This is a genomic window from Globicatella sanguinis NBRC 15551, assembly GCF_001552295.1.
GTDB classification, from domain to species: Bacteria; Bacillota; Bacilli; order Lactobacillales; family Aerococcaceae; genus Globicatella; species Globicatella sanguinis.
Map to the genome: position 1 here is coordinate 1 of NZ_BCQX01000210.1, position 1,507 is coordinate 1,507.

The following is a 1,507-nucleotide window of genomic DNA, read 5'->3' on the forward strand; positions in this document are numbered from 1 at the left end:
AAGTATTTAAATCGTACAGGAGATTTTAAGGCTATAGATATGACTAAAGAAGCAAGGGGAAGAAATTTTAAGGGATTTCTTCACCATATTTCTAAAGGTAAATCTTATCAAAAAAACATTTTAAAGCTTAGGGTCAAAAAGAAAATTGTACAAGTATTAGAACACGAACAAGTTAAAGCAATAATCGATGCGTGTCATACAAAAAGAGATAAGTTACTTATTATGCTTATGTATGAAGGAGGACTTCGAGTAGGAGAGGGATTATCCCTTCGTATCGAAGATATTTCTACTTGGGATAATCAGATTAATATCACGCCAAGAGATCACAATGAAAATGGGGCTTATATTAAGCTTAGAAAAGAACGAACAATCGATGTTAGCAAGGAATTAATGGCTTTATACACCGATTATTTAGTTCATGAATATGGGGAAGATTTGGAGCATGATTATATATTTATAAATCTCAAAGAATCTTATTTTGGGAAACCTCTAAAATATCAAAGTGTATTAGATCTTATAAGGCGATTGGTGAAACGGACAGGGATTACCTTCACTGCCCATATGTTACGTCATACGCATGCCACAGAACTCATTAGAAGTGGATGGGATGCTGCGTACGTACAAAAAAGGTTAGGTCATGCACATGTACAAACAACACTTGATACATACGTTCATCTTTCTGATCAAGATATGAAAAATGAATATAAAGCGTATCTCCAAGGGAGAGAAACATAAAAAATGAAATTTCCAAGCGTTGCAACAAATCGAAAGCTCGTCACTAAGACAGAGATTAATAAAAAAATAGCGGATATGACTGGTGTCTTACAAGGGTTTTGGGCAGCAGATAGATGGGATATAAGAATTTGCCCACATCCTAGTGCGATAGAGTTAAGTAAGAATCCTTCGTTAAGAAATCGTTGGGTAAATTTTGATAGAGTAGAAAACATCTGGTTAAAAACAGAATTAAAATACTTTTATTATGTTCTCTTAAATAATGGAACTTGGAGTGCAAAAACTGTTTGGATTAGAAAAGGAACAGTGATAAGTCGAATGTTGGGATTTTTAAATTTAAAATATCCCGATATTACCTCTATAACTGAAGTGCCTATAGTAAAAGCTTTGGCGGAATACCGAACTTACTTAGTAGAACAAGGAGTAAAATCTACGACTAAAAATTACAAGCTCGATATAAATCAAAATAAAATTTCTGTACAAGCGAACTCCTACTACGTTACTAATCTTAAACAGTGTATGGAGTTCTATGAGGATTTCTATTTTGATGGTGAAGAATGGGATAAAGATGTTTGGGATCTAAGAAAACTTTCATTGCCGGAAGATAAGGTAAATCCAATGTCCTACGAATATACAATCAATTTTAAGGGTTTTGAAAATGATTATTTTAAAGAAATCGTCAAGAAGTATTGTAAGTTAATGTTAAATACACGTAGCTTTTCCCATGTAGTTGATATGGCGTCAAAATTAAGAGAGTTTTTTAATTTTTTTGATT

At 32.8% G+C, this 1,507-nt stretch carries 1 protein-coding gene and 1 pseudogene; both read left to right on the top strand.

The window, feature by feature from the left end:
* Positions 1–735 (top strand): phage lytic cycle repressor MrpR family protein (locus GSA01S_RS10135; RefSeq protein WP_066127257.1); only part of this gene is annotated, 735 nt, incomplete at its 5' end.
* A gap of 3 nt (positions 736–738) precedes the next feature.
* A pseudogene (locus tag GSA01S_RS10140) lies at positions 739–1,507 on the top strand (transposase); the annotation flags it as partial.